This window comes from Kitasatospora sp. NPDC127035 (genome assembly GCF_042726075.1).
Classification (GTDB): Bacteria; Actinomycetota; Actinomycetes; order Streptomycetales; family Streptomycetaceae; genus Kitasatospora.
The window spans coordinates 21,581-42,654 of sequence record NZ_JBHXDN010000030.1 but is presented as its reverse complement, the minus strand read 5'-3'; the positions used below and the strand labels follow the sequence as shown (position 1 = coordinate 42,654).

At 71.4% G+C, this 21,074-nt stretch carries 17 protein-coding genes; 13 read left to right on the top strand and 4 right to left on the bottom strand.

Annotated elements, in window-relative coordinates:
• Position 1 precedes the first annotated feature (1 nt).
• Entirely contained in the window at positions 2–1,129 is a 1,128-nt protein-coding gene (pstS, locus tag ACFWIC_RS21235; protein ID WP_380519723.1) for a phosphate ABC transporter substrate-binding protein PstS, read from the bottom strand.
• 381 nt (positions 1,130–1,510) lie between these two features.
• On the opposite strand from pstS, the gene ACFWIC_RS21230 reads away from it, so the two are divergent.
• Entirely contained in the window at positions 1,511–3,196 is a 1,686-nt protein-coding gene (locus tag ACFWIC_RS21230) for a carbamoyltransferase N-terminal domain-containing protein (protein ID WP_380519722.1), read from the top strand.
• Between the two features lie 161 nt (positions 3,197–3,357).
• On the opposite strand, the gene ACFWIC_RS21225 is transcribed toward ACFWIC_RS21230, so the two are convergent.
• Entirely contained in the window at positions 3,358–4,431 is a 1,074-nt protein-coding gene (locus ACFWIC_RS21225) for a TauD/TfdA dioxygenase family protein (RefSeq protein WP_380519721.1), read from the bottom strand.
• 368 nt (positions 4,432–4,799) lie between these two features.
• Between ACFWIC_RS21225 and ACFWIC_RS21220 the strand changes: the two genes are divergently transcribed.
• The 4 genes from ACFWIC_RS21220 (at position 4,800) to ACFWIC_RS21205 (ending at position 8,876) form a co-directional block, all read left to right on the top strand.
• Positions 4,800–5,726 (top strand): aldo/keto reductase, encoded by a 927-nt coding sequence (locus tag ACFWIC_RS21220; RefSeq protein ID WP_380519720.1) that lies wholly within the window; start codon positions 4,800–4,802, stop codon positions 5,724–5,726.
• Between the two features lie 201 nt (positions 5,727–5,927).
• Positions 5,928–6,896, top strand: a complete 969-nt coding sequence (locus ACFWIC_RS21215) for a cupin-like domain-containing protein (RefSeq protein WP_380519754.1) — start codon at positions 5,928–5,930, stop codon at positions 6,894–6,896.
• Between the two features lie 19 nt (positions 6,897–6,915).
• Positions 6,916–7,776 carry an SDR family NAD(P)-dependent oxidoreductase gene (locus ACFWIC_RS21210; protein ID WP_380371652.1) on the top strand — a complete coding sequence of 287 codons (861 nt, stop codon included), beginning with the start codon at positions 6,916–6,918 and terminating at the stop codon, positions 7,774–7,776.
• Positions 7,773–8,876, top strand: a complete 1,104-nt coding sequence (locus ACFWIC_RS21205; protein WP_380519719.1) for an amidinotransferase — start codon at positions 7,773–7,775, stop codon at positions 8,874–8,876. Before ACFWIC_RS21210 ends, ACFWIC_RS21205 begins: the two co-directional genes overlap by 4 nt.
• A 37-nt stretch (positions 8,877–8,913) precedes the next feature.
• Here the strand turns inward: ACFWIC_RS21205 and ACFWIC_RS21200 are convergent, their stop codons facing one another.
• Positions 8,914–10,899, bottom strand: a complete 1,986-nt coding sequence (locus ACFWIC_RS21200; protein ID WP_380519718.1) for a B12-binding domain-containing radical SAM protein — start codon at positions 10,897–10,899, stop codon at positions 8,914–8,916.
• A 276-nt stretch (positions 10,900–11,175) separates the two neighbouring features.
• Between ACFWIC_RS21200 and ACFWIC_RS21195 the strand changes: the two genes are divergently transcribed.
• Genes ACFWIC_RS21195 through ACFWIC_RS21175 form a run of 5 tightly spaced genes read left to right on the top strand, consistent with a single transcriptional unit; the run spans position 11,176 to position 16,367 of the window.
• Positions 11,176–12,318: an amidohydrolase family protein gene (locus ACFWIC_RS21195; RefSeq protein WP_380358864.1), complete on the top strand. Its 1,143-nt coding sequence runs from the start codon at positions 11,176–11,178 to the stop codon at positions 12,316–12,318.
• A gap of 28 nt (positions 12,319–12,346) precedes the next feature.
• Positions 12,347–13,606, top strand: coding sequence for a hypothetical protein (locus ACFWIC_RS21190; RefSeq protein WP_380358867.1), 1,260 nt, complete (start codon positions 12,347–12,349; stop codon positions 13,604–13,606).
• Between the two features lie 35 nt (positions 13,607–13,641).
• The gene (locus ACFWIC_RS21185) at positions 13,642–14,502 is read left to right on the top strand and encodes a hypothetical protein (protein ID WP_380519717.1); all 861 of its coding nucleotides are present in this window, start codon (positions 13,642–13,644) and stop codon (positions 14,500–14,502) included.
• Between the two features lie 35 nt (positions 14,503–14,537).
• Entirely contained in the window at positions 14,538–15,506 is a 969-nt protein-coding gene (locus tag ACFWIC_RS21180; protein ID WP_380358873.1) for a TauD/TfdA dioxygenase family protein, read from the top strand.
• A 21-nt stretch (positions 15,507–15,527) separates the two neighbouring features.
• Positions 15,528–16,367, top strand: coding sequence for a hypothetical protein (locus ACFWIC_RS21175; RefSeq protein WP_380519716.1), 840 nt, complete (start codon positions 15,528–15,530; stop codon positions 16,365–16,367).
• Here ACFWIC_RS21175 and ACFWIC_RS21170 read toward each other — a convergent pair.
• Positions 16,340–17,023: a methyltransferase domain-containing protein gene (locus ACFWIC_RS21170; protein ID WP_380519753.1), complete on the bottom strand. Its 684-nt coding sequence runs from the start codon at positions 17,021–17,023 to the stop codon at positions 16,340–16,342. The genes ACFWIC_RS21175 and ACFWIC_RS21170 overlap by 28 nt on opposite strands.
• Before the next feature lie 177 nt (positions 17,024–17,200).
• Between ACFWIC_RS21170 and ACFWIC_RS21165 the strand changes: the two genes are divergently transcribed.
• From ACFWIC_RS21165 to ACFWIC_RS21155, 3 genes are all read left to right on the top strand, one after another.
• Positions 17,201–19,198, top strand: coding sequence for a Gfo/Idh/MocA family oxidoreductase (locus ACFWIC_RS21165; RefSeq protein ID WP_380519715.1), 1,998 nt, complete (start codon positions 17,201–17,203; stop codon positions 19,196–19,198).
• The gene (locus ACFWIC_RS21160; protein WP_380519714.1) at positions 19,195–19,833 is read left to right on the top strand and encodes a hypothetical protein; all 639 of its coding nucleotides are present in this window, start codon (positions 19,195–19,197) and stop codon (positions 19,831–19,833) included. The genes ACFWIC_RS21165 and ACFWIC_RS21160 overlap by 4 nt, the downstream gene beginning before the upstream one ends.
• A 1,006-nt stretch (positions 19,834–20,839) precedes the next feature.
• Entirely contained in the window at positions 20,840–21,058 is a 219-nt protein-coding gene (locus ACFWIC_RS21155; RefSeq protein ID WP_380519713.1) for a ferredoxin, read from the top strand.
• Positions 21,059–21,074 lie beyond the last annotated feature (16 nt).

Below are 21,074 nucleotides of genomic sequence, written 5' to 3'. Positions count from 1 at the left end.
CTCAGGCGAGACCGGAGACCGCGGTCCGGACCTTGGACGTCAGCGCCTCCGGCAGGGGGACGTAGCCGATCGGGGCGATGGCCTGCTGGCCGGCGTCGCTGCTCGTGTAGGTGAGGAAGGACTTCAGGGCGGGCAGGGTCGAGGCCTTGTTCCCCTTGTCGCAGACCACCTCGTAGGTGACCAGGACCAGCGGGTACGCGTTCGCGTCCTTGATCGCGTAGTCCAGGTTCAGGGCGAGGTCGCCGTCGGTGCCGGTGATCTGAGCCTTGGCCAGGGTGGTGGCGGCGTTCGCGGCGTTCGCCTCGACCGGCTCGGCGGCGCCGGTACTGATGGCGGCGCTCTTCAGGTTGTTGGTCTCGGCGAAGGACAGTTCGACGTAGCCGATCGAGTTGTCGACCTGCTTGACCTGCGCCGAGACCCCGGCCGAACCGTTCGCGGACTGCCCGCCCCTGGCCACCCAGGCCTTTCCGGCCGGGTAGCCCCAGACGCCGTTCGACGCCGCGGCGAGGTACGCGGTCAGATTGGCGGTGGTGCCGGAGTCGTCCCCGCGGTGGAGCGCCTGGATCGGCGCGTCCGGCAGGCTGGTGCCCGGATTGAGCGCGACGACGGCCGGATCGTTCCACGTGGTGATCTGCGAGTCGAAGATCCTGGCCGCGGTGGGGCCGTCGAGCACGAGCCTGTCGACACCGGCGACATTGAAGACGATGGAGATCAGGCCGCCGACCATCGGCAGGTCGATGCCCCGGCCGCCGGCGCAGACCTGCTTGGACGCGTCGACCTCGGCGGGGCTGAGAGCCGCGTCGGTGCCGGCGAAAGCCACCTTTCCCGAGTTGAACTGCTGGACGCCCGCGCCCGAGCCGCCCCCGCCGTAGTTGACGGTGACACTCGGACACGCCGACTCGAACTCGGTCCTCCACAGGTCGATCGCGTTCCCCTGTGCGGTCGAACCGGCGCCCAGCAGCTGCCCGGATCCGCCGCAGGCGATCGCCGCGGAGGCCGACCCGGAGGTCGGCGCGGCCCCCGCCGCGGTGTCGGACTCCACGCCGCACCCCGAGGCGGCGACCACCACAACGAGCGCCGCCATCGACGGCGCAAGCGAACGGATCACGACGGACCGACCAGTGGACACGGGAACTCCCTACGAGTACGAGGCACGCCGACGAACGGGCGAACGGACGCGGTCATCGTCCGAGGCGACCCCCTGTGCCCGACCCGTGACGCACTGGGCGCACCCTGAAAGTCACCGTGAATTCACCTTCCATCAGCACTTCGGTCATCGCCCCCCGGATGTCGACGGGTAGGCCCGGGCAGCGACCGACCCGCGTGTGCCGGCCCACAAGACCCGGCGACCGCCCACGGCAGCCGCCTGCCCCTCCGTGCTCGCGCGAGGCGCCTCACGCAGCCACGAGCCACGGTTACGCGCGGCGCTCCCCGGGCAGCATCTCCGGAGGATTCCTCCTGTGGACAGTCCGAGTCAGCCGTATCGCATGCCACGAGGAAGGGCATTGCCTTGCTGATCTGCGGCATCAAGGTTTCACATGACGGCGGCATCGCGGTGATCGACGGAAACCGCCTGGTCTTCAGCACCGAGACAGAGAAGATCGACAACAGTCCCCGGTACAGCCCGCTCGGGGACCTTCGCCGGGTGTCGGAGATCCTCAGATCCGAGGGTGTGGAGATCGAGGACATCGATCGCTTCGTCGTCGACGGCTGGATGCGTTCGACCGGGGACCCGTGGACGGTGTCCACCTCCGACGAAGGGAAGCCGACCGTCCTGCCGGTCGCCCCCTACGCCGACGGCTTCCTGTCGAACACTCCCCTTCACCGCTACACCTTCACCGCACACGACTTCAGCAAGGGAACCCGCGGGTACGCCAGCTACCACCACGTGGCGAACCACCTGCTCGGTGCCTACTGCTCCAGCCCCTTCGCCGCGCAGGGCGCCGACGCCCTCGCCCTGGTGTGGGACGGCGGCACCGCGGCCAGGCTGTACGAGATCGCACCGGAGCGGGGACCGGTCAGACTCGTGGCTCGCCTGCTGCCCTTCCGCGGAAGGCTGTTCGCTCTCTTCTGCTCCCACTTCGGGCCCTTCCGCGCCCACACCTCGCAGGCCGACCCGGGATCCGACGCCCAGCAGTTCCGCTCGATCGCCGGAAAGGCCATGGCCTGGGCAGCACTGGGCAAGGTCGACCAGGGCGCCTTCCCCGTTCTCGACACGCTCCTTGACGGCATGTCCGAGGAGGCGAGGGAGAGCGGCCTCGCCCTGGGCCCGAAACTGACCGCCGAACGGGAGCGCCTCCTTCCGGGGCTGTCGGACGCCGACCTCGTCGCCACCTTCCAGGAGTTTCTCGGACGCGCCCTCGTGTCCGCCCTCACCACCGTGGTGAACAGCAGGTACAAGGGCCGGTACCCGCGTCTGGTGATGGCGGGCGGCTGCGCCCTCAACATCAAATGGAACTCGGCGATCCGGGCCGCCGGGCTCTTCGAGGAGATCTGGGTCCCGCCGTTTCCCAACGACTCCGGCGCCGCCATCGGCACCGCCTGCTGCGAGATGGTGCACAGCACCGAACACCGCTCCCTCGTCTGGGACGTCCACAGCGGACCACGCCTCCGCTCGGACCGGGCCCTGCCGGAGGGGTGGACGGAACGGGCCTGCGACGAACGCCGACTGGCCGAGCTGCTGCACAGCGACGGGTCACCCGTCGTCGTCCTCTCCGGCCGGGCCGAGCTCGGGCCGAGGGCGCTGGGAAACCGCAGCATCATCGCGCCCGCGACCGAGGCCGGGACGAAGGACCTGCTCAACGCGATGAAGGATCGGGAGTCCTACCGCCCGGTCGCGCCGGTCTGTCTCGCGCACCGGTCACGCGAGGTGTTCGATCCCGGCGGCGACGACCCGTTCATGCTCTTCGACCACCGTGTCCGCCCGGGGTGGGTGAGTCGCATTCCCGCGGTCATCCACCTCGACGGCACCGCGCGGCTGCAGACGGTCAGCCCCGCGTCCGACAGCGCCGTCGCGCGCATCCTCACCGCGTACGAGGCACTGACCGGAATCCCCGTCCTGTGCAACACCAGCGCCAACTACAACGGACGCGGCTTCTTCCCGGATGTCGCGTCGGCCGCCGAGTGGGGCCGCGCCCGCTACATCTGGTCGGACGGCCGCCTCTTCACTCGCCCCGATCAGGCCGAGGAACCGTAGTCGTCACGAGGCCGGCCCCCTCGTTCGCGGTCGGGGCCGGAGCCCGGCGGCCTCCGCCGTCTCCCGGGAAGCCACGGTGCCCCGTTCGCGGCCTGCACGGCCGCGAACGGGGCACCTGCCTGTGCGGCGACGGACGGGCAGGAGCGGCCCCCGCCCCGGCCCTACTGCGGTACCGGTCCGGCGGCCTCGCCCCCGCCGGGCCCGACGAAGGGCCTGAGCGGTTCGCCCCGGACGGCTTCGGACACGAAGCCGTCCGGTCCGACCGGACGGTCCCCCAGGACCATGACCCGGTACATCCTGCGCCGGTAGTCGGTGAAATGGAGATCGGCCGGCTGGAGGTGGGCCACCGAGCGGTTGTCCCAGACGGCGACGTCGCCGGGCCCCCAGTGATGCCGCACGGTGTATTCAGGACGGCTGATGTGGGTGAAGAACAGCCCCAGGATTCCGTCGCTCTCCCAAGGGAGCACTCCGGTCACATGGCATACGGACGCCGGCGGCAGGAAAAGCACCTTCTGCTTCGTCTCCGGGTGCACCCGCACCACCGGGTGCAGGGACAGCAGCGTGTCCTGTGCGAGGTCCCGGATGCTCTCCACGTCCTCGTCGTCGGAGAACAGCAGCCGCACCCCCGCGTGCAGGCCGTGCTCGGCCCGCAGATTGTCGGCAAGCTGCTGAAGGGGGCGGGACAGGCCCTCGTACGCGGCGACGAGATCGGTCCACTGGGTGTCGCCACCGTATTCCGTGGCGACCTCACACCTGAGCACCGAAATCGCCGGGGGGTTCACGGCGGAGGCGATGTCCACGTGCCAACCGGAATCATGGCGCGTCGACTTGCCCGACAACCGCTCCGCAGATCTGAGGCCCCTGCGGGTTCCCTTCGCGTCCGGATCGACGACAAGGATCTCCGGGAATCCCTCCGGATGCGTGCCGTGCCGGCGGCCCGGAAGACGGGTGACTTCGCCCAGACCACGCGCGAAAGCCACGTGTTCGGCGTGACTCAGGTCCTGCGCGCGAAAGACGATCACCTTGTGACGGAGCAGGGCGGCGCGAATCTCCTCCATGATCCCGGGATCGCCGTCATGGGCGAGCCTCAGATCCACACCCCGAATCTCCGCTCCGAGCTTTCCGGCGATGCGGCGTACCTCGATTCCGGAAAGGCCTTCGACCACAGCGACCCCTTCGGTCGTCCTCGGCTCGAAATTGCCGTCTCCTCCGGCGCGCCCATGCCCGTCGGACACGAGAGAATATCAGGAGCCGACCGGTTCGATTATCGGCGATCGCAAGCGGCCGTCAAGCAGTCGCGGCTGCGGGGCCTGCTGATTCGGCCAGTTCCGGCACCGAAGTGACTTATCCCCAGTCCCTCAGGTCGCCGCCGCCCCTCGTGTCCACTTCCCCGGAACTCCCGTGCCCGTTTCGACCTTGATCCCGGCAGCACCCGTGGGCCCGGATCCGGAGAGGAGGAGCTCCCGTGTTCCGCCCGGGCGGTCCTCCGGTGAGCGGAGTTCCGGAGCAGCGCGCAGCACGTCGGGCAGGCCCTGCCGGCTTGCGACCGGTATTGCGGTTCGACTCCTTGAACGCGCACCGGACATCCGTACACTCCGGGGCCATGCGCTATGTCTCGATGGGTAGTTCGGGAATGCAGGTCTCCGCAGTCGGCCTGGGATGCAACGAGTTGGGAAGGTCCGTGGGGCTGGACCGCGCCCGCCCGATGGTCACGGCCGCGCTGGACGCCGGGGTGACGCTGTTCGACACGGCCGACGTCTACGGGGACTCCGAGTCCGTGCTCGGCGAATGCCTCCGGGGACAGCGCGAGAACGTCGTCCTGGCAACAAAGTTCGGCCATCAGAAACTGGCGATGGCGTACGGCCCCGCAGCCGGCGCCAAGGGTGGGCGCGCGTACATCCGCCGCGCCGTCGAAGCGTCCCTCAGGCGTCTCCGTACGGACTACATCGATCTCTATCAGATCCACACGCCCGACCCGCACACTCCGGTGGAGGAGACCCTCGCCGCCCTGACCGAGCTGGTCCGGGAAGGGAAGGTCCGCTATGTCGGGAGCTCCAATTTCGCCGGCTGGCAGATCGCCGAGGCCGCGTGCACGGCCCGTTCCCAGGGATTCGAGCCCTTCGTATCCGCCCAGAACCACTGGTCACTGCTCAACCGGGATGTCGAGAAGGAGGTCCTCCCGGCCGCACGCCGTTTCGGCCTCGGGGTACTGCCCTATTTCCCGCTGGCGAACGGACTGCTGACGGGCAAGGTACGGCGCGGCAGGGCCCTCCCGGAGGGCACCCGCATCAAGGAGAGCGCGTACCAGGTGACGGAGGCACGGCTCGACACCGTGGAGGCGCTGACCGCCTGGGGCGCGAAGAACGGTCGCAGTCTCCTGGAGATCGCGATCGGTTGCCTCGCCGCGTTCCCGGGTTGCACTTCGGTGATAGCAGGGGCCACGAATCCGGACCAGGTGCGGGCCAATGCGGCAGCGGGGCAGTGGATTCCCACCGCCCAGGAGATGAGCGAGATCCTGGAGCTGTTGTAGCAATGATCGTACCGACACCGTTCCGTGGGGCGGGTGGCGTCAAGGGTGGCCGAAAGCCGGACACCCGACAGCAATCTCGGCGTGAACGGGTCTATGCACAACTCTCGATCTCCCAGACCCTGGGGTGTCATGACCCCAATCGAACGGTCCGGCGCGGGACAGTCATCGGCTGGGCACGAGCCGACCGGCGTCCCGTCCGGGATGGCGGGTGAGGTGGCACCGATCCTTCGGGCGGCGGGGCTCACGGTCCGGCCCGTCGAACGCGTGCGTGTGGCTGATGTGGGCGCCCTCCGCCGGAGCGTCGCCGCCCGTTCCGGTCCGCTGGTCTGTTCCGGTCTGATGGATGACTGGCCTGCCGGCACGGCCTGGAACCCGGCGGAGCTCACGAAGCGGAACCCCGAGCGCCGGGTGACGGCCCTGATGGACCTCCCCGCCACCGGCGTGCTCTTCCCCCAGGACCAACGACGGTACGAACGGGAGCTGCCCTTCGGCGAGTTCCTCGACCGGATGACCACCGCCGGACCCGCCGCTCCCTGCTACCTCGCCTACCAGCGTGCCCACGAGATCTTCGATCCCGCCGACTGCGACTTCGCCTCCCTCCTACCGCCCGACGGCCACGGCACCGACACCCGGGTGTGGATCGGCTCCGCCGGGACGCGCTCCATGCTGCACTCCGACCTCAAGGACAACTTCTTCTGCCAGGTCTGGGGCGAGAAGAGCGTCATCCTGGTGTCCTGGCAGGACAGCAGGGCCGTCTATCCGTTCCCCGGCAATCTGGTGAACAGCCGGATCGACCTGGCAGACCCCGACCTGTCCCGGTTCCCCCGTCTTCGGAACGCCGTCCTGCACCATGCGCGGATGCAGCCGGGCGAACTGCTCTACATCCCGCGTGGCTGGTGGCACGACATCCGGGCCCACACGCCGTCCGTCTCGGTCAACCACTGGTTCGGCGAGCCGCTGGGACTGCCGGACTATCTGCGCCTGCTCGGGTTGCTCGGGCCCGCGTACTGGGGCGCCACCGCCCGCGACTTCGTGGTCCACGGGCTGCTGCGGCGCCAGGAATCGACGCGGTTCTTCTTCAGCCCCGCGTCCACCGGTCGGCGGCTCTACGACGCGCTGCGCACCGGCGACTTCTCCCGCGGCAACGACCCGAGCTCCGGCGCCCAGTAGAGGGGATCGCATGGCCGACATGCCTACAGAGTCAGTGAGTTCGGACAGTCCGCCGCGGCGGCGCGTCCTGGTCACCGGCGGCGCCTCGGGGATCGGTGCGGCCATCGCCCGCCGGTTCCTGGCGGACGGCCACCGCGTGGCCGTCCTGGACCGCGACCGCGAGGCGCTGGAATCCTTCGCGAAGGACTCGCCCCGAGTCGAACTGCTGCTGGCCGCCGACGTCGGGGACGAGGCCGAGCTGTGCGAGGCGCTCGCCGAGGCCGACGACGCCTGGGGCGGCGTGGACGTGGTGTGCAACAACGCCGGCATCAGCATCCGGAGCCCGTTCCTCGACACCTCGCTGGAGGACTGGGAGCGGACACTGCGGGTGAACCTCACCGGGGCCTTCCTGGTGGCCCGCGAGACGGCCCGTCGGATGGTTGCCGGCGGGGGCGGGACGATCGTCAACACCGCCTCGGTCAGCGGGCTGGTCGGCATGCCCGACTACGCCGCGTACAACGTCAGCAAGGCCGGGCTGATCGAGCTGACCCGGACGATGGCCCTGGAGCTGGCCCCACGCATCCGGGTGAACGCCGTCTGTCCGGGCTACGTCCTCACCCCGATGCAGCGGGCCGAGTACACCGATGAGCAGCTCGCCGACCAGGAAGGCCTGTTGCCACTGGGAAGGCTCGGCCTGCCGGAGGAGATCGCCGCCCTGGTGGCCTACCTGGCGTCCCCGGAGGCGGCGTTCGTGACCGGGCAGTCCTTCGTGATCGACGGTGGGGAGACGGCGGGCGGGCTGGCCAGCCGGCCGACAGGCGAACCGTGGCGGGGGGCCGGCCGCGGCAACGACGTACCGGGGGCGCCGAACCCCGGTCGGGCTGAGGAACGGGGAACATGACGAGCGACGAATCACGGCCGTTCGGGGACCGGAGCGGCGCGGCGGGACCGGCGGTCAACTCGTACACCGAGTGGGACCCCCTGCGGGAGGTGGTGGTGGGGAGCCTGCTGGGCGCGGTGTTCCCCACCTGGCACGATTCGCTGGAACACACCATGCCGGAGTCCGCCTGGCCGGTCTTCCGGGAGCACGGCGGCTCGCCCCTGCCGGAGCGCCACCTGAAGGCCGCGGAGGCCGAACTCGACAACCTGGCCGAGGTGTTGACGGCCGAGGGCATCCGGGTGCGGCGGCCGGACGCCGCCCGGCACCACCGACCCTTCCGCACTCCGGAGTGGGAGTCGGACGGCGGGCTCTACGCGGCGATGCCCAGGGACTCGCTGATCGTGGTGGGCGACGCGATCGTCGAGGCGCCGATGGCCTGGCGCTGCCGGTACCACGAGGCCGACGCCTTCCGCCCGCTGATCAAGTCGTACTTCCGTCGCGGTGCCCGGTGGCTGCCGGCGCCGCGCCCGCAGCTGACCGACGAGCTGTACCGCGGCGCGCACGGCCCGGGGCGCTGGGCCGTGACCGAGTTCGAGCCGGTCTTCGACGCCGCCGACTTCCTGCGCTTCGGCCGGGACCTGATCGTGCAACGCAGCCACGTCACCAACGAGTTCGGCATCGACTGGATGCGCAGCGCGCTCGGCCCGGAGTTCGCCGTCCACACCGTGGAGACCGACGACGCCCACGCCATGCACATCGACGCCACCATCGCCGCGCTCGCCCCCGGCAAGCTGCTGGTCCACCCCGGGCGGTACGTGCACTCCGAGCTGTTCGACGGCTGGGAGATCCTGCCCGCCCCTCCGCCGACCCTGCCGGCGGACTGGCCGATGTACTTCTGCAGCCCGTGGGTGAGCATGAACGTGCTGTCCCTGGATCCGGAGACGGTGGTGGTGGAACGCCAGGAGCGGCCGCTCATCGAGGCGTTGACGGCCTGGGGGTTCCGCTGCGTCGAGGTGGACTTCCGGCACGTCTACAGCTTCGGCGGGTCGTTCCACTGCGTCACGCTGGACACCGTGCGCGAGGGCGGTCCGGGCCGGTACCTGTCGGTTCCCGGGAGCTGAGTCCGGGTGCGGGGCGGCAGGGCCGCCCCGCACCCGTTCAGGAGGCGAACAGCACCCGGGAGTAGTCCGGGCGCAGCACGACGTTGTTGTCGTACAGGCAGTACCGCACGGCCAGCAGCGGCACCGACGGGTCGCCGGGTTCCACCGCCGTACGCGCCGCCGCGAGGACCTCCTCGACGGAGCCGAACCGGGCGGCCAGCTCCGCGCACACCTCGTAGGCGGTGCGCCCGGTCCGGTCGTCCCAGTACCGGGGCAGGCCGATCCCCGCGAACGCCGCACGGACAGCGGGCAGTTCGGTCCCCACCGCCAGCTCCACCAGGGTCCGGGCGAGCGGGCCCTCGGGCTCCGACCCGTCCGCCGGATCCAGCAACCGCCCGACGAGAGCCGCACCGCCGTCCGACGCGAGGGCCGCCCGGACGGTGCGCAGCTCCGCGCTGTCGCCCTCACCGCCGCTCCTCAGGCGACCGCACCAGGCGGCCAGTTCACCCGCCCCGGCGTGCCGGGCGAGGAACCCCTGCCAGTCGAGGCGGGCACGGTGGGCGCGGGAGAGGTAGGTCGCCTCGACGTGGGCGAAGAACTCGTCCACCGCCCGGGCGCCGCCGAGCGCCGCGACCAGGGCGGGCGGGTAGCTGAAGGTCGGATACAGCAGGTCCACGGCTTCCAGCCGGCCCCGGGGGCCGACCGAGTAGGCCGCGTCGCCCGGTTCTCCGGTGATCCCCTCGCCGAGGTCGAAGACCCGGGTGGCACGGGTGATCAGGGAGTCCTCGAAGCGCTCGGCCAGTCGCAGGTCGCTGACCGCGCGCAGCGTGGTCGAGACGGTCTCGGGGGTCGCGTAGGAGTTCCCGAGGAACATGTCCAGCCTCCGCGGCGGCACCGGCAGGCCGCGTGCCAGGCGGAACGCCTCCTCCTCCTCCAGCCAGTCGACCTGCGCCTGCACGGCGTGGCGGGCCCGGTACGGCACGCGGGTACGTTTGAGGTTCGCGTCGTCGTACGAGCCGAACTGGTTCCAGCTGGGTTCGAAGTGCGATTCCAGCAGCAGCCGGATCTCGGCGCGTTCGAGCGCCGGGTTGGGCAGCAGGTAGCAGGTCCACTGCACCGGCCGGGGCCGGTCGCGGTTGAGCCGGCGCATGCGCGCCGCCAGCTCGAACAGCAGGTCGTTGCGGCCGATGTTGACCTCGGAGCAGACCATCCAGATCCGGGTGACACCGCGATCGGCCAGGAAGCGGATGTCGGTGAGCACGGCGTCCAGGTCCCGCACCCGGGGCCGGCGGCCCTTGACCATCGGCTCGGTGCAGAAGTAGCAGCGGTACGGGCAGCCGCGCTGCACCTCCACCGGCACGTGGACCTCGGGCTCGGGGCCGAGGACGCGTTCGGGGCCGTAGAAGTCCAGGAGGTCGCGCAGGATCTCCTCGGTGTACTCGGGGTGGTCCGTGGGGGGCAGGAAGACCCGCTCGTTGACGGTGTAGCGGTCGCCGTGGCGGTGGGCCAGGTTGGCGATGCCGCGCAGGTCGTGCCCGGCCAGGACGTCGTCCAGGCGGCCCAGGATCTCGTCCGGTTCGCCGACCACCCCGTAGTCCGGCCGCAGCCGCTCCAGCAGGGCGTGCGGCCTGGTGGTGAAGCCGAAGCCGCCGAGCATGACCGGGGTGTCGGTCAGGTCCCGCAGGATGCCGATGAGTTCCTCGGTCTCGTGCATCGGCCAGTAGCTGTTGCGGCGTACCGGTGGGGCGCCGGGGAGGTCGGCGTCGGCGTAGTTCCAGATGAAGATCGAGTCCAGTTGCCGCAGGTGGATGCCGATGAGGCGGGGGGCGGTGCGCTCCAGCGTCGCGGCCAGCACCGAGCGCCACTCGGGCTTGGGGGTGCGCAGCAGGTCGAGCCGGGCGGTGGCCAGGCCGTGCCGTTCGGCGATCGCCGAAACCTGGACGAACGCGTAGGGATAGATGGGCAGTGCCGGGTAGTTCGAGGCGCTCAGCAGCAGCAGGTCCACGCCGCGTCGCCCCGGTACCACTGGGATGGGGTCTGCCATGCTGGGGATGGTGACACATCGTCAGTCCTCTTCACCACCACACGGATCAGCGCAAGGTGTCCGGATCCTCACGCTCTGCGGTGCAACCCCTTGACCGGAGCATGCACCGGACAACAATGGATTCCACGCTCCTGCCGCTCCGGCCCCGCGGCGGACCCACGAGCTTCCGCGCGCCATCGCCTCGCCGTCGCCCGCACCGCACCGCACCGCACCGCACCGCGCCGCACCGACCGGACCCGCCGCGACGGCCCCCTCCCTCCCGTGAGGAGTGAATCCTTGACCTTTCCCGTGCTCTCGGCCGACTCGCACGTCGTCGAACCCGTGCGCCTGTGGACCGAAGGACTGGAACGCAAGTACCGCGACCGCGCGCCCCGGGTCTCCTGGGACGCCGAGCGGCGCGGCTGGTACTTCACCTGCGACGACCTGCGCCCCGCCCTCGTCAACAGCCTCTACGCCACCGACGCCACCGCCGAGGGGTTCGTCACCGACGCCGAGACGGTGGTCGAGGCGGCCCGGCCTGGCGGCAGCGATCCGGCCGCGCGGCTGAAGGACATGGCCCTGGACGGAGTGGCCGGCGAGGTGCTCTACCCCAGCCTCGGCCTGCACCTGTTCTGGCTCTCCGACGGAGAGTTCCAGCGTGCCTGCTTCCGCGCCTACAACGACTGGCTCGCCGAGTACGTGCGCCACACCCCGGAGCGACTGGTCGGCCTCGGGCTGATCTCGCTGTGGGACACCGAGGAGGCCGTACGGGAGCTGCGCCGTTGCCGCGAGCTGGGCCTGCGGGGCGCCGCGATCTGGGCCTCCACCCCCGCCGAGCGGGACTTCGGCGGGGAGACCAACGACCCGTTCTGGCGGGAGGCCCAGGCCCTGGGCATGCCCGTGTCGATGCACTGCCTCACCGGCTACCGGGACAGCCCGAAGCTCTTCGACTACGACAGCCCGCTCGGCCGCATCCGGCGCAACATGGGCTACCCGGAGGAACTCCAGCACACCCTCACCGACCTGATCTTCTCCGGGGTCCTCCAGCGCTTCCCGGACCTCCAGGTCGTCCTGGCCGAGAACGACATCGGCTGGATCGCCTACCACCTGCTGCACGCCGATCGCATCTACGACAAGCTCGGCCCGGCCCTGCGCACCGACCTCACCATGGCGCCCAGCGCCTACTTCCGCCGCCAGGTGCACGCCACCTTCACCGAGGACGAGGTGGGCGTGCTCACCATGCGGCTGCTCGGCTCGGGGAACTTCCTCTGGGGCAGCGACTACCCGCACTACGAGGGAAGTTGGCCGAACTCCCGGGAGGTCCTGGACCTCGGGCTGCGGGACGCCGGCCCGCAGGCGCGGCAACAGGTGACCTCCGAGAACTGCGCCCGGCTCTACGGGTTCGACCTCGCCACCCTGGCCGCCGAACCGACCGAGTGACCCAGCCGTCCACCGCTAGGGAGCCCGCATGGCGGAGCAGAACGCGAACCTCTGGTACCGCTTCATCGACGACGACATCGAACGCAGGACCCGGACGAGCGTCGGCTTCACCAACCTGATCTCCACCCGCCCCTACCCGATGGACACCGGGACGTTCGAGGGCTTCGTCGATCGCAACGCCCTGATCCGCGAGTACCTGCGGATCACCCGGGACGTCTTCCTGGCCAGCGTGCGCGGCGAGATCGACCCGGCCGTCGCGGACACCCTGCTCGCCCGCCAGCCCCCGGAACGCGACCACACCTACCACAAGAACCTGACGGAACGGCACCTGGAACTGCCCCGGTACTTCCGCACCGACGAGCCGGCCCCCGGCCAGATCGCCGAGGTGCAGTGCCCGGCGTCCGGCTGGGAGATCGCCGACCAGGTGCACGCGCTCTACCAGGCCTTCCCGGACGACTTCGGCGGCCCCTCACGACACCTCGGGGCGCCGATCGACAGCCTCGCCGACTCGCTCCGGGCCCGCTTCGGCGACGACCTCGTCGTCCACCACCTCACCGGCAACGCCTCCCGGCCGCACGGCGTCCAGTACACCGTGCAGCGACTGCGCGAGCGGGGCATCCGGCACTTCGGCTTCGACCGGGTGCACTGGAAGGACTGCGGGCTCGTGCGCGCCCACGAGTTCTACGACCTGCGCTACAACGGCTTCTTCGACCAGTGGATGGAGGCCTGCGAGCGCGGCGAACTCTTCTTCGACCACCCGCCGACCCCGCTCTACGACGCCAAGGTGACCATGGCCTGGCCGTTCTGGGAGAAGACCCGGCAGTACTACCCGGACCGGGTGCGCGGGCTCTTCCCGCACACCGAGATCGTCACCCCCGACGGCTTCCACCTGCCCGACGGCAGCTGGATCGGCCTGGACGAGTACTGCGCGCTCGGACAGGGCAAGCGCCGCTACTACCTCAAGTTCGGCAGCCATCACCCCACCCTGAACTGGGGCAGCCGCGCCGTCTACCACACGGGCAGCTTCTCCGGCGCGGCGCTGCGTGCCCTCTTCGACCGGGCCCTGGTCGACACGGCGGCCGGTCACCTCTGGGTCGCGCAGGACGCCCGCCTGCTGCCGGAACCGGCCACGGGCGTCACCCGGGACGGCGAGCAGGTGGGCTTCGACGCCTACACCAAGCTCAGCGGGTTCTACACCCCGGAGGGCCTGGCCGGAGTGATGGTCATGCAGGAGCGTGCCCACAAGGTGCACGGATCGCCGCAGACCGTGCTCAGCATCGCCTACTGACACCCCCCGACCCCGAACGAGGGAGAACCGCGGCCATGGCCGACCCGGGCGCGACCCCGACGCTGGCGGGACGCCGGCGTGACCCCGCGTACTTCCGCTTCCTGGAACGGGACGGCGTGGACTGGGACGCCTGGTGGGACGTCCTGTCCGGCCGCGTCGCCGGCACCATCTTCCGCGGCGCGCTGGCACCCGAGGTCTGCGAGCGCACCTGCCGCCGCTTCTGGGCCAGTCCCCTGACCGTCAGTCCCCCGCAGGCCGTCCGCAGCACCGACCGCGTCGCCGGCCCGATCCTCGTCTCCTCCGGGAGCCTCGACGCCTACCTGGACGCGTCCGAACGCGCCCGCCCCGGCCTCGACGCGATCTGGGAGGGGCCGGGCCCGACCCTGCCCGATCTGCTGGAGGACTGCCGCACACACCTGGCCGGGCTCGGCGTCGAGCTGCGGCCGGCGGAACACGAGGGCCGACAGGCCGCCGTCTTCAAGGTGCGGTCGCGTGCCGACAGCGAGACCTTCGGCCTGCTGCCGCACGACGACGCCCCGCACGGCTGGATGAAGCCGCACCTGGCCGGCTTCGAAGTCATCCGGGTCCGACCGGTCTGCAACGCCCTCACCTGCCTGGAGAACGGCCCGGGCGGCGAGCTCGTCTACTGGAACGCCGCGCCCGGCCCCGAGGACCGCAGGGCCCTGGGGCTGCCGCCCGGGAGCTACGGCTACCCGCTGGAGGCCCTGGAAGGGGTGGAACGGATCACCCTGGAGATCCGCCCCGGAGACGTCTACGTGTTCGACGGCGGCAACGTCCACGCCGTCGCGCCCAGCGGACGACCGGACGTGCGCCGCACCGTGGCGCTCTGGTCGACCGGCCTGCTCGACGAGCGGACCGTCCTGCAGTGGGCCTGACCGGCCAGGCCGACCGACCGGAGGGAAAGGACCTCATGACGGAAGCGACGGGCGCGGGGATCGACGTCCGACAGCTCGCGGGCCACATCGGCGCCGTGATCGACGGGGTCGACCTCGCCGAAGCCCTGCCCGACCCGACGATCGACGCCGTCCGCGCCGCCCTGCTGCGCCACAAGGTGGTCTTCCTGCGCGGCCAGCGGCTCGGCCACCCCGAGCACATCGCCTTCGGGCGGCGCCTCGGCGAGCTGACCCGGCGGCCCGGCCGCAAGCACGGCGTCCACCCGGACGGGTACCCCGAGGTCCTCACCGTCGATCCGGACGTGGAGGACACCCGGCACGGCCAGCGGTTCGAGGAGCGCCTGAGGCCCAAGGCCCTGGAGCCGTACTCCGGCTGGCACGTCGACCTGGCCGCCGCCGTCAACCCGCCCGCCATCTCGGTCCTGCGGGCCGAGACCGTCCCCCCGTACGGCGGCGACACCCAGTGGACCAACCTGGTCGCCGCCTACCAGGGCCTCTCCGAACCGCTGCGCGTGCTCGCCGACGGACTGCGCGCCGAACACACCCTCCACGCCGCGAACCGCCTGCTGCTGTCCGACAAGGAGGACGTCGAAGTCCTGCGCCGGCTCACCGAGGACACCCTGCTCTCCGTCCACCCGGTGGTGCGCGTCCACCCCGAGACCGGCGAACGCGCCCTGTTCGCACCGCCCGCGTCCGTCACCCACCTGCGCGGGCTGCTGCCCTGGGAGAGCCGCCACCTGCTGGAGCTCTTCCACGGGCACATCGGCCGCCCCGAGTACAGCGTGCGCTGGCAGTGGGCCCCCGGCGACGTCGCCATCTGGGACAACCGCGCCGTCGCCCACCTGCAACCCGCCGACCTGGACCGCACCGACCACCGCCGCACCCTCTACCGGGTGACCGTACTCGGCGACCGCCCGGTCGGCCCGGACGGCTTCACCTCCGAGGCCGTCCACGGCGAACCGCTCACCGCGTACCGCGGCAGCTGACCGGAAAGGGGACCGCCCACCATGCCCGGCACCCGCGGGGTCTACTTCGTGGCCAACGACCACGTACTCGAACTGGCCACCGTCTTCCTCAACAGCTTCCGCCACAACAACCCCGACATCCCGCTGCGCCTCATCCCCTTCGACGCCGACCACCACCGGATCGCCGCGCTCGGCGAGCGCCACGGCTTCACCGTCTGGGAGGACCGGGACCTGCTGGCGCGCTGCGACGAGATCAGCCTGTCGTTCCACGACCTCCCGAAAGGCCATTTCCGGAAGCTCGCCGCCTGGGCCGGGGAGTTCGACGAGTTTCTCTACATCGACAGCGACACGGCCGTTCTGGCGAACATCGACTTCGTGTTCGACCGGCTCGCCGGGTACGGATTCCTGACCGCCACCTCCCACCTTCCCGGGCGCGCCTGGAAGGACAGCATCGAGGAATCCGGAAAGCTCACCCCGGAGCAGTACGGATACCGGGCGAACACCGGATTCGTCGCCTCCCGGAAGGGGACGCTCACCTTCGCGGGAATAACCGCCGCGCTGCCGGCCGCCCGCGAGGTGGCCCCGCACATGAAACTCGGTTACGAACAGCCCTTCCTGAACTACCTGATGGTCACCTCGGGCCACCGCTACACCAGCCTGCACCACCTGCGCACCACCACCGGGGACCGGTCCATCCCCGGCGAGGTCTTCGCCTGGACACCGGGCGTCGAGGCGAAGGACGGCGGGATCGTGCACCCCGCCGACCCGCCGACCCTGATGGTGCACTGGACGGAACCGGTGAAGCCGACCCGGCAGGCACCGGAGGACGTCCCGCTCTACGACCTGTGGCGCTACTACCGCGACCTTCGCGCCGTGACGTAGAGCGACTGCTCGTCGTCGTACCGGGGCGGGAACTCCGGGTGCGCGGCGAGCAGTTCCGCCTCCTGCACCTGCTCGACCAGGTCGAACCCGGCCTGGTCGAGGGCCCAGGCGAGCAGCTCGGCGTCGAAGAGGTTGCGGTGCCGGCCGCGCGCCTGGAAGAGGTCGTTGACGAACTGCTGCACCGGGGCACCGCCCAGCGAGTAGTCCGGGTAGCGGCTGCACCGGTCGTCCCTCAACGCCCGTCCCCGGTCGGCCGTGTAGCCGGCGCAGACCTTGGCCAGGTCGGGGCAGGACAACCACAGCACCGCGTCCGGGGTGCACACCCGGCGCAGCTCCCGCAGCAGCGGGATCAGTTGCCCGTGCAGCTCCAGGTGCTCGACCACGTGCTGCATCACCACGACCTCGACCGAGCCGCCGGGGAACGGCAGCCGGCCGGCAGCCAGGTCCACGTCGAGCTCCGACCCGGAGACGTCGCAGTTGAGCCACCCCGGAACACGCCGTCCGCCGCAGCCCAGATGGAGTCGCCGGGATTCCGGGAGCCTGCCGCCCAGAGCGGCGCGCCGCAGCCGCAGCCGGGCGGACAGGCGGGCGCGATCGTGTTCGACGAATGCGATCGTGCGCGGATCGAAATTCAGCCTTCGCAATGCCCAAGTCATCACCCGCCTCACGATGCCCGCGAACCGAATCCCGGTCAACCCCGCCACCGGGACGCCTCATTCGGACACCATTTTTCGGTCATCGTTCCGGAGAACCCATTCGGTGACCGTCCGAACTCTGGTCGCGGATTCCGAATTCCGCGACCATGGGCGCAACCGAACCCCCAGGAGGCACGCATGCGAGCGGTGGTCCTGACCGGACCCGGACAGTGCGAGGTCATCGAGCGGGACGAGCCGCCGGGCGGCCCGGGACAGGTCGTCGTGGACCTGAGCGTGAGCGTGATCAGCCCGGGCACCGAGCGCGCGATCCTGCTGGACCTCCCGAACGCCGGTGCCCGGTACCCCGAGCACCCCGGCTACCAGGCCGCCGGAACCGTGCGCAGCGGATCCGCCCTTCCCGCCGGCACCCGGGTCGCGGTCCGCCGGGCCCGGCACGCGGAGGTCGCCGTCGTCCCCGAACGCCACGTGCGCCCGATCCCCGACCGCGTCCCGCTGGCCGACGCCGCCGTCTGGCAACTCGCCCTCACCGCCCTGCACGGTCTGGAGACCGGTGGGCAGCGCCCGGGCGAGCCGGTCACCGTCGTCGGTGGCGGTCTGCTCGGCGTCATCACCCGCCGCCTGGCCGCGGCGCGCGGCGCCTCCCGGGTGCGGGCGGTCGCCGCCACGACCGCCAAGGCATGGACCCTCCGGGCCGAACCCACCAGCGTCCGGCACGAGCCGGGCGGGCCCGACGACGACGGCACCCCGCTGGTGCTGGACGTCACCGACAGCGGCACGGGCCTGGCCGTCGCCATCGGCGCCGCCGCACCCGGCGGCCGGGTCGTCCTGCTCGGCTCGCCCCGCACCGAACGCGCCGACGTCCCCCTGCAGCAACTCCACGACCGCGGGATCGATCTGCGCGGCGCCCACGTCGGCGGCCTCACCGAGGCCGAGGAGGACCGGCTGAGCGACGTCTTCTTCGACCTCCTCGAACAGCGCCGGTTCACCATCCGCGACGTGCTCTCCGACTACCCGGCCCACCGGGCACCTCAGGTCTACCGCCGGCTCGCCACCGACCGCGCGTTCATCAGCGCGGCCCTGCGATGGGACGCGCCCCGCCCGGCCACCGGCCGCCGGGCCGCGTCCGCGCGCCCGCTGCGCTACGGGCTCATCGGCTGTGGTGACATCGGCATTGAGGACGCCAAGGCCCTCGCCGCCGCGGACGAGGCCGAGCTGACCGCCTGCCACGACCCCTTCGCCGAGCTCGCCGAGGAGACCGCGGCGCGCTTCGGCGGGCAGCACACACCGGACGTCGCGGCCCTGCTGGCCCGCGACGACGTGGACGCCGTGATCGTCGCCACCCCGCACGACACGCACGAGCAGCTGTTCTCCGCCGCCCTGGCCGCGGGCAAGCACGTACTGCTGGAGAAGCCCGTCGCCCAGGACCTCGCCACCGCCCGCCGCATGGCCGAACTCGCCGACAGTGCGGGCCCGTTGCGCACCGGAGTACTCTTCCCGACCCGGACCGACCCGCGATTCGGGCAGGCCCGGGCGGCCATCGCGGCCGGGGAGATCGGCGAACCGCTGGGCGTCACGGCCACCTACTTCACGGACAAGCCGGCCGGCTACTTCCAGGGCGGCCTCAGCGGCCGTGCCCCGTCCAACTGGCGGCTCGACCGCGACCGGGCCGGCGGTGGCTTCCTCATCATGAACCTGATCCACCAGGTCGACACCGTCCGCGCCCTGCTCGGGCGCGAGGTGGACCGCGTCTACGCCGAGACGGCGCCCTCCGCGACGGCCGACGCCGAAGGCATCGAGGACGCGGTCACCCTCGTCCTGAGGTTCGGCCCGATCGTCGCCACCCTGATCGGCAGCGCCAGCGTGGTCGGCGGCACCGGCATGCGCACCAGCGTGTGGGGCGAGAAGGGCGAGGTGGCACTGACGCCCGACTTCCGACTGACCCACCGCGCCCCGCTCGGCGCCGCCCCGCCCGCCGGCCGCCCGGCTCCCACCGCGATCGACCTGCGGACCACCGCGTTCACCCGCTTCGCCCTCGCCGTACGGGACGGCACGCCCGTCGACGTCAGCCTCACCGACGGGCTGCGGACCCAGGCCGTGGTGGAGGCCGGCTACGCCGCGGCGTGGCTCGGCCGAGCCGTCGACCCCGCGCGCCTGCTCGCGGGCGGTACGCCGTGATCGGCCCGCGGCGCGTCCTGCGCTCCCCCGACGGCGACTACCCGCCGCCCGACGGCGTCGGCCCCGACACGGTGTGGTTCGCCGAAGGCACCGCCGCCGACGAGACCTGGGCCGTCGGCTACCCCGGACCGGACGCCGAGACGCGCGCCGCACGCGCCTGGGCGGCCACCGCGCGGGCCGTCGCCGACGCCGCCCGGGCCGCCGGCGGCAGGTCCACGGTGCTGGTGCCGGGAGACGGCGCGCTGGCCGGGCTGGTCCGGTTGGCGCTCCCCGACGCCGTTCCCGCCGGCCCGGAGGTACCTGCCGTGGTCGTCGAGACGACCGGCACCGAGGCCGGGATCCTCCAGGCGCTCGCCGCCGTCCGCCCCGGCGGGTGCGTGCTGCTCGCCGCCCGCCCGCTGCACCTCACCGCGAACCTGCCGACCTACCGCGCCATCCACCGCCCCGGCGTCCGCGTCCTCCCCACCCGCTGGGCCGACGCCACCGCCGACACCACGGACCCGCTGGTCTCCTGGGCCCTGGCCCATCTCACCCCGGACCGACCGGGGCAGGCCGTCACCCCGGGTACCTGGTACCGGCTGGCAGCCCGTCCGCCCGCCTCCGCCGGCTCCGACGGCCGGGTACCGGGCCCGTAGACCTCCTCGGAGGCGGCCCCGGCGCCTCGCCGTTCACGGCACGCCGCCGGCGCCCCGGCCCGCCGAAAGCCGGCGCAGCCGAGCCACCTCGCGGCCCACCGTCCCGGTGACGCCGGTCAGAGGTATCCCAGCGGATATTCCCGTCGTCGATAGCGATAACGAATCCGGCGCGCACGCCGACGAGATCGGACAAACCCGTGGAACAACCGCGGGCTTGGGAGAGACAGCACATTGGCGGCCGGTCCCGGGAAAACGGTTGACGGTTCCCCATTCGCTGCACCTGCGGGCAGGCCCGCTGCCCGCAGGTGCACTACCCGAACGGACCGACGGCTGCCCACAGGTGCAAGCCCTCCCCTGCGTACACCTCCCACCTGCGACGGGGCACAGAGGTCGGACTACCTATTCGGGCAAGGCTACTGCGAGTTGCACCCGAATCGAACTCAGAAACCCTCGCTGTCAGTCGATTTGACTCGGAACATCTGGTGATAAGGTCACACCGCAGCACACCAGACCACCCGCAGACCGTCATGAGCACGGGAGTTGCGACCATCCGCAATCGGGGGCCCGACGACCGACACGCGTGAGAGAAACCATCGAACGCACCCGATTCCGCCCCACCCCGGCGGTTGAACCGCTCGGCCGCCTGCCGTCCAGATCGCCGATGCCGTGCCCCGGGCCGGCAACGCGGCCGGACCCGCGAACCCCGGCTGCGGCCCGTCCGTACGGCTCCCCTGCCTGTACGGAAGGCACCTTGGAAAACCACCGCTGAATCCGAAGTCCCCCGGACGCGCTTCGCGCCCGTCGACTCGACATGCGAGGAAATCGAGGCACCCGGAACAATGACATCTGCGGACATGACGTCCAGGACCCTGGACGTGGACAGAGGGAATCTTCTCGATCCGGCCACCGCACCCCTCCGTGAACGGACCAGCGATGGCCAGGTTGACCGTGACAACGAGAGGCGGCTGCCGGACAGTCGGCGCCGCCCTGGCGAAAGGTGCCTGACATGCAGGTGAGCGTCGACCGGGACCGTTGCTGCAGCTCCGGCATGTGCGTGACGAACGCCCCCGCGGTCTTCGACCAGGACGACCGGGACAGTCTTGTGATCCTCCGTCAGACCGTCCTGCTGCCCGAGCAGTTCGACGACGTCAGACTCGCCTCCGAGCTCTGCCCGGGCCGGGCGATCACCGTCACCGGGGACGAGCCCGCGCGGACCGGGGCCTGACGGACCCCCGCCGCCG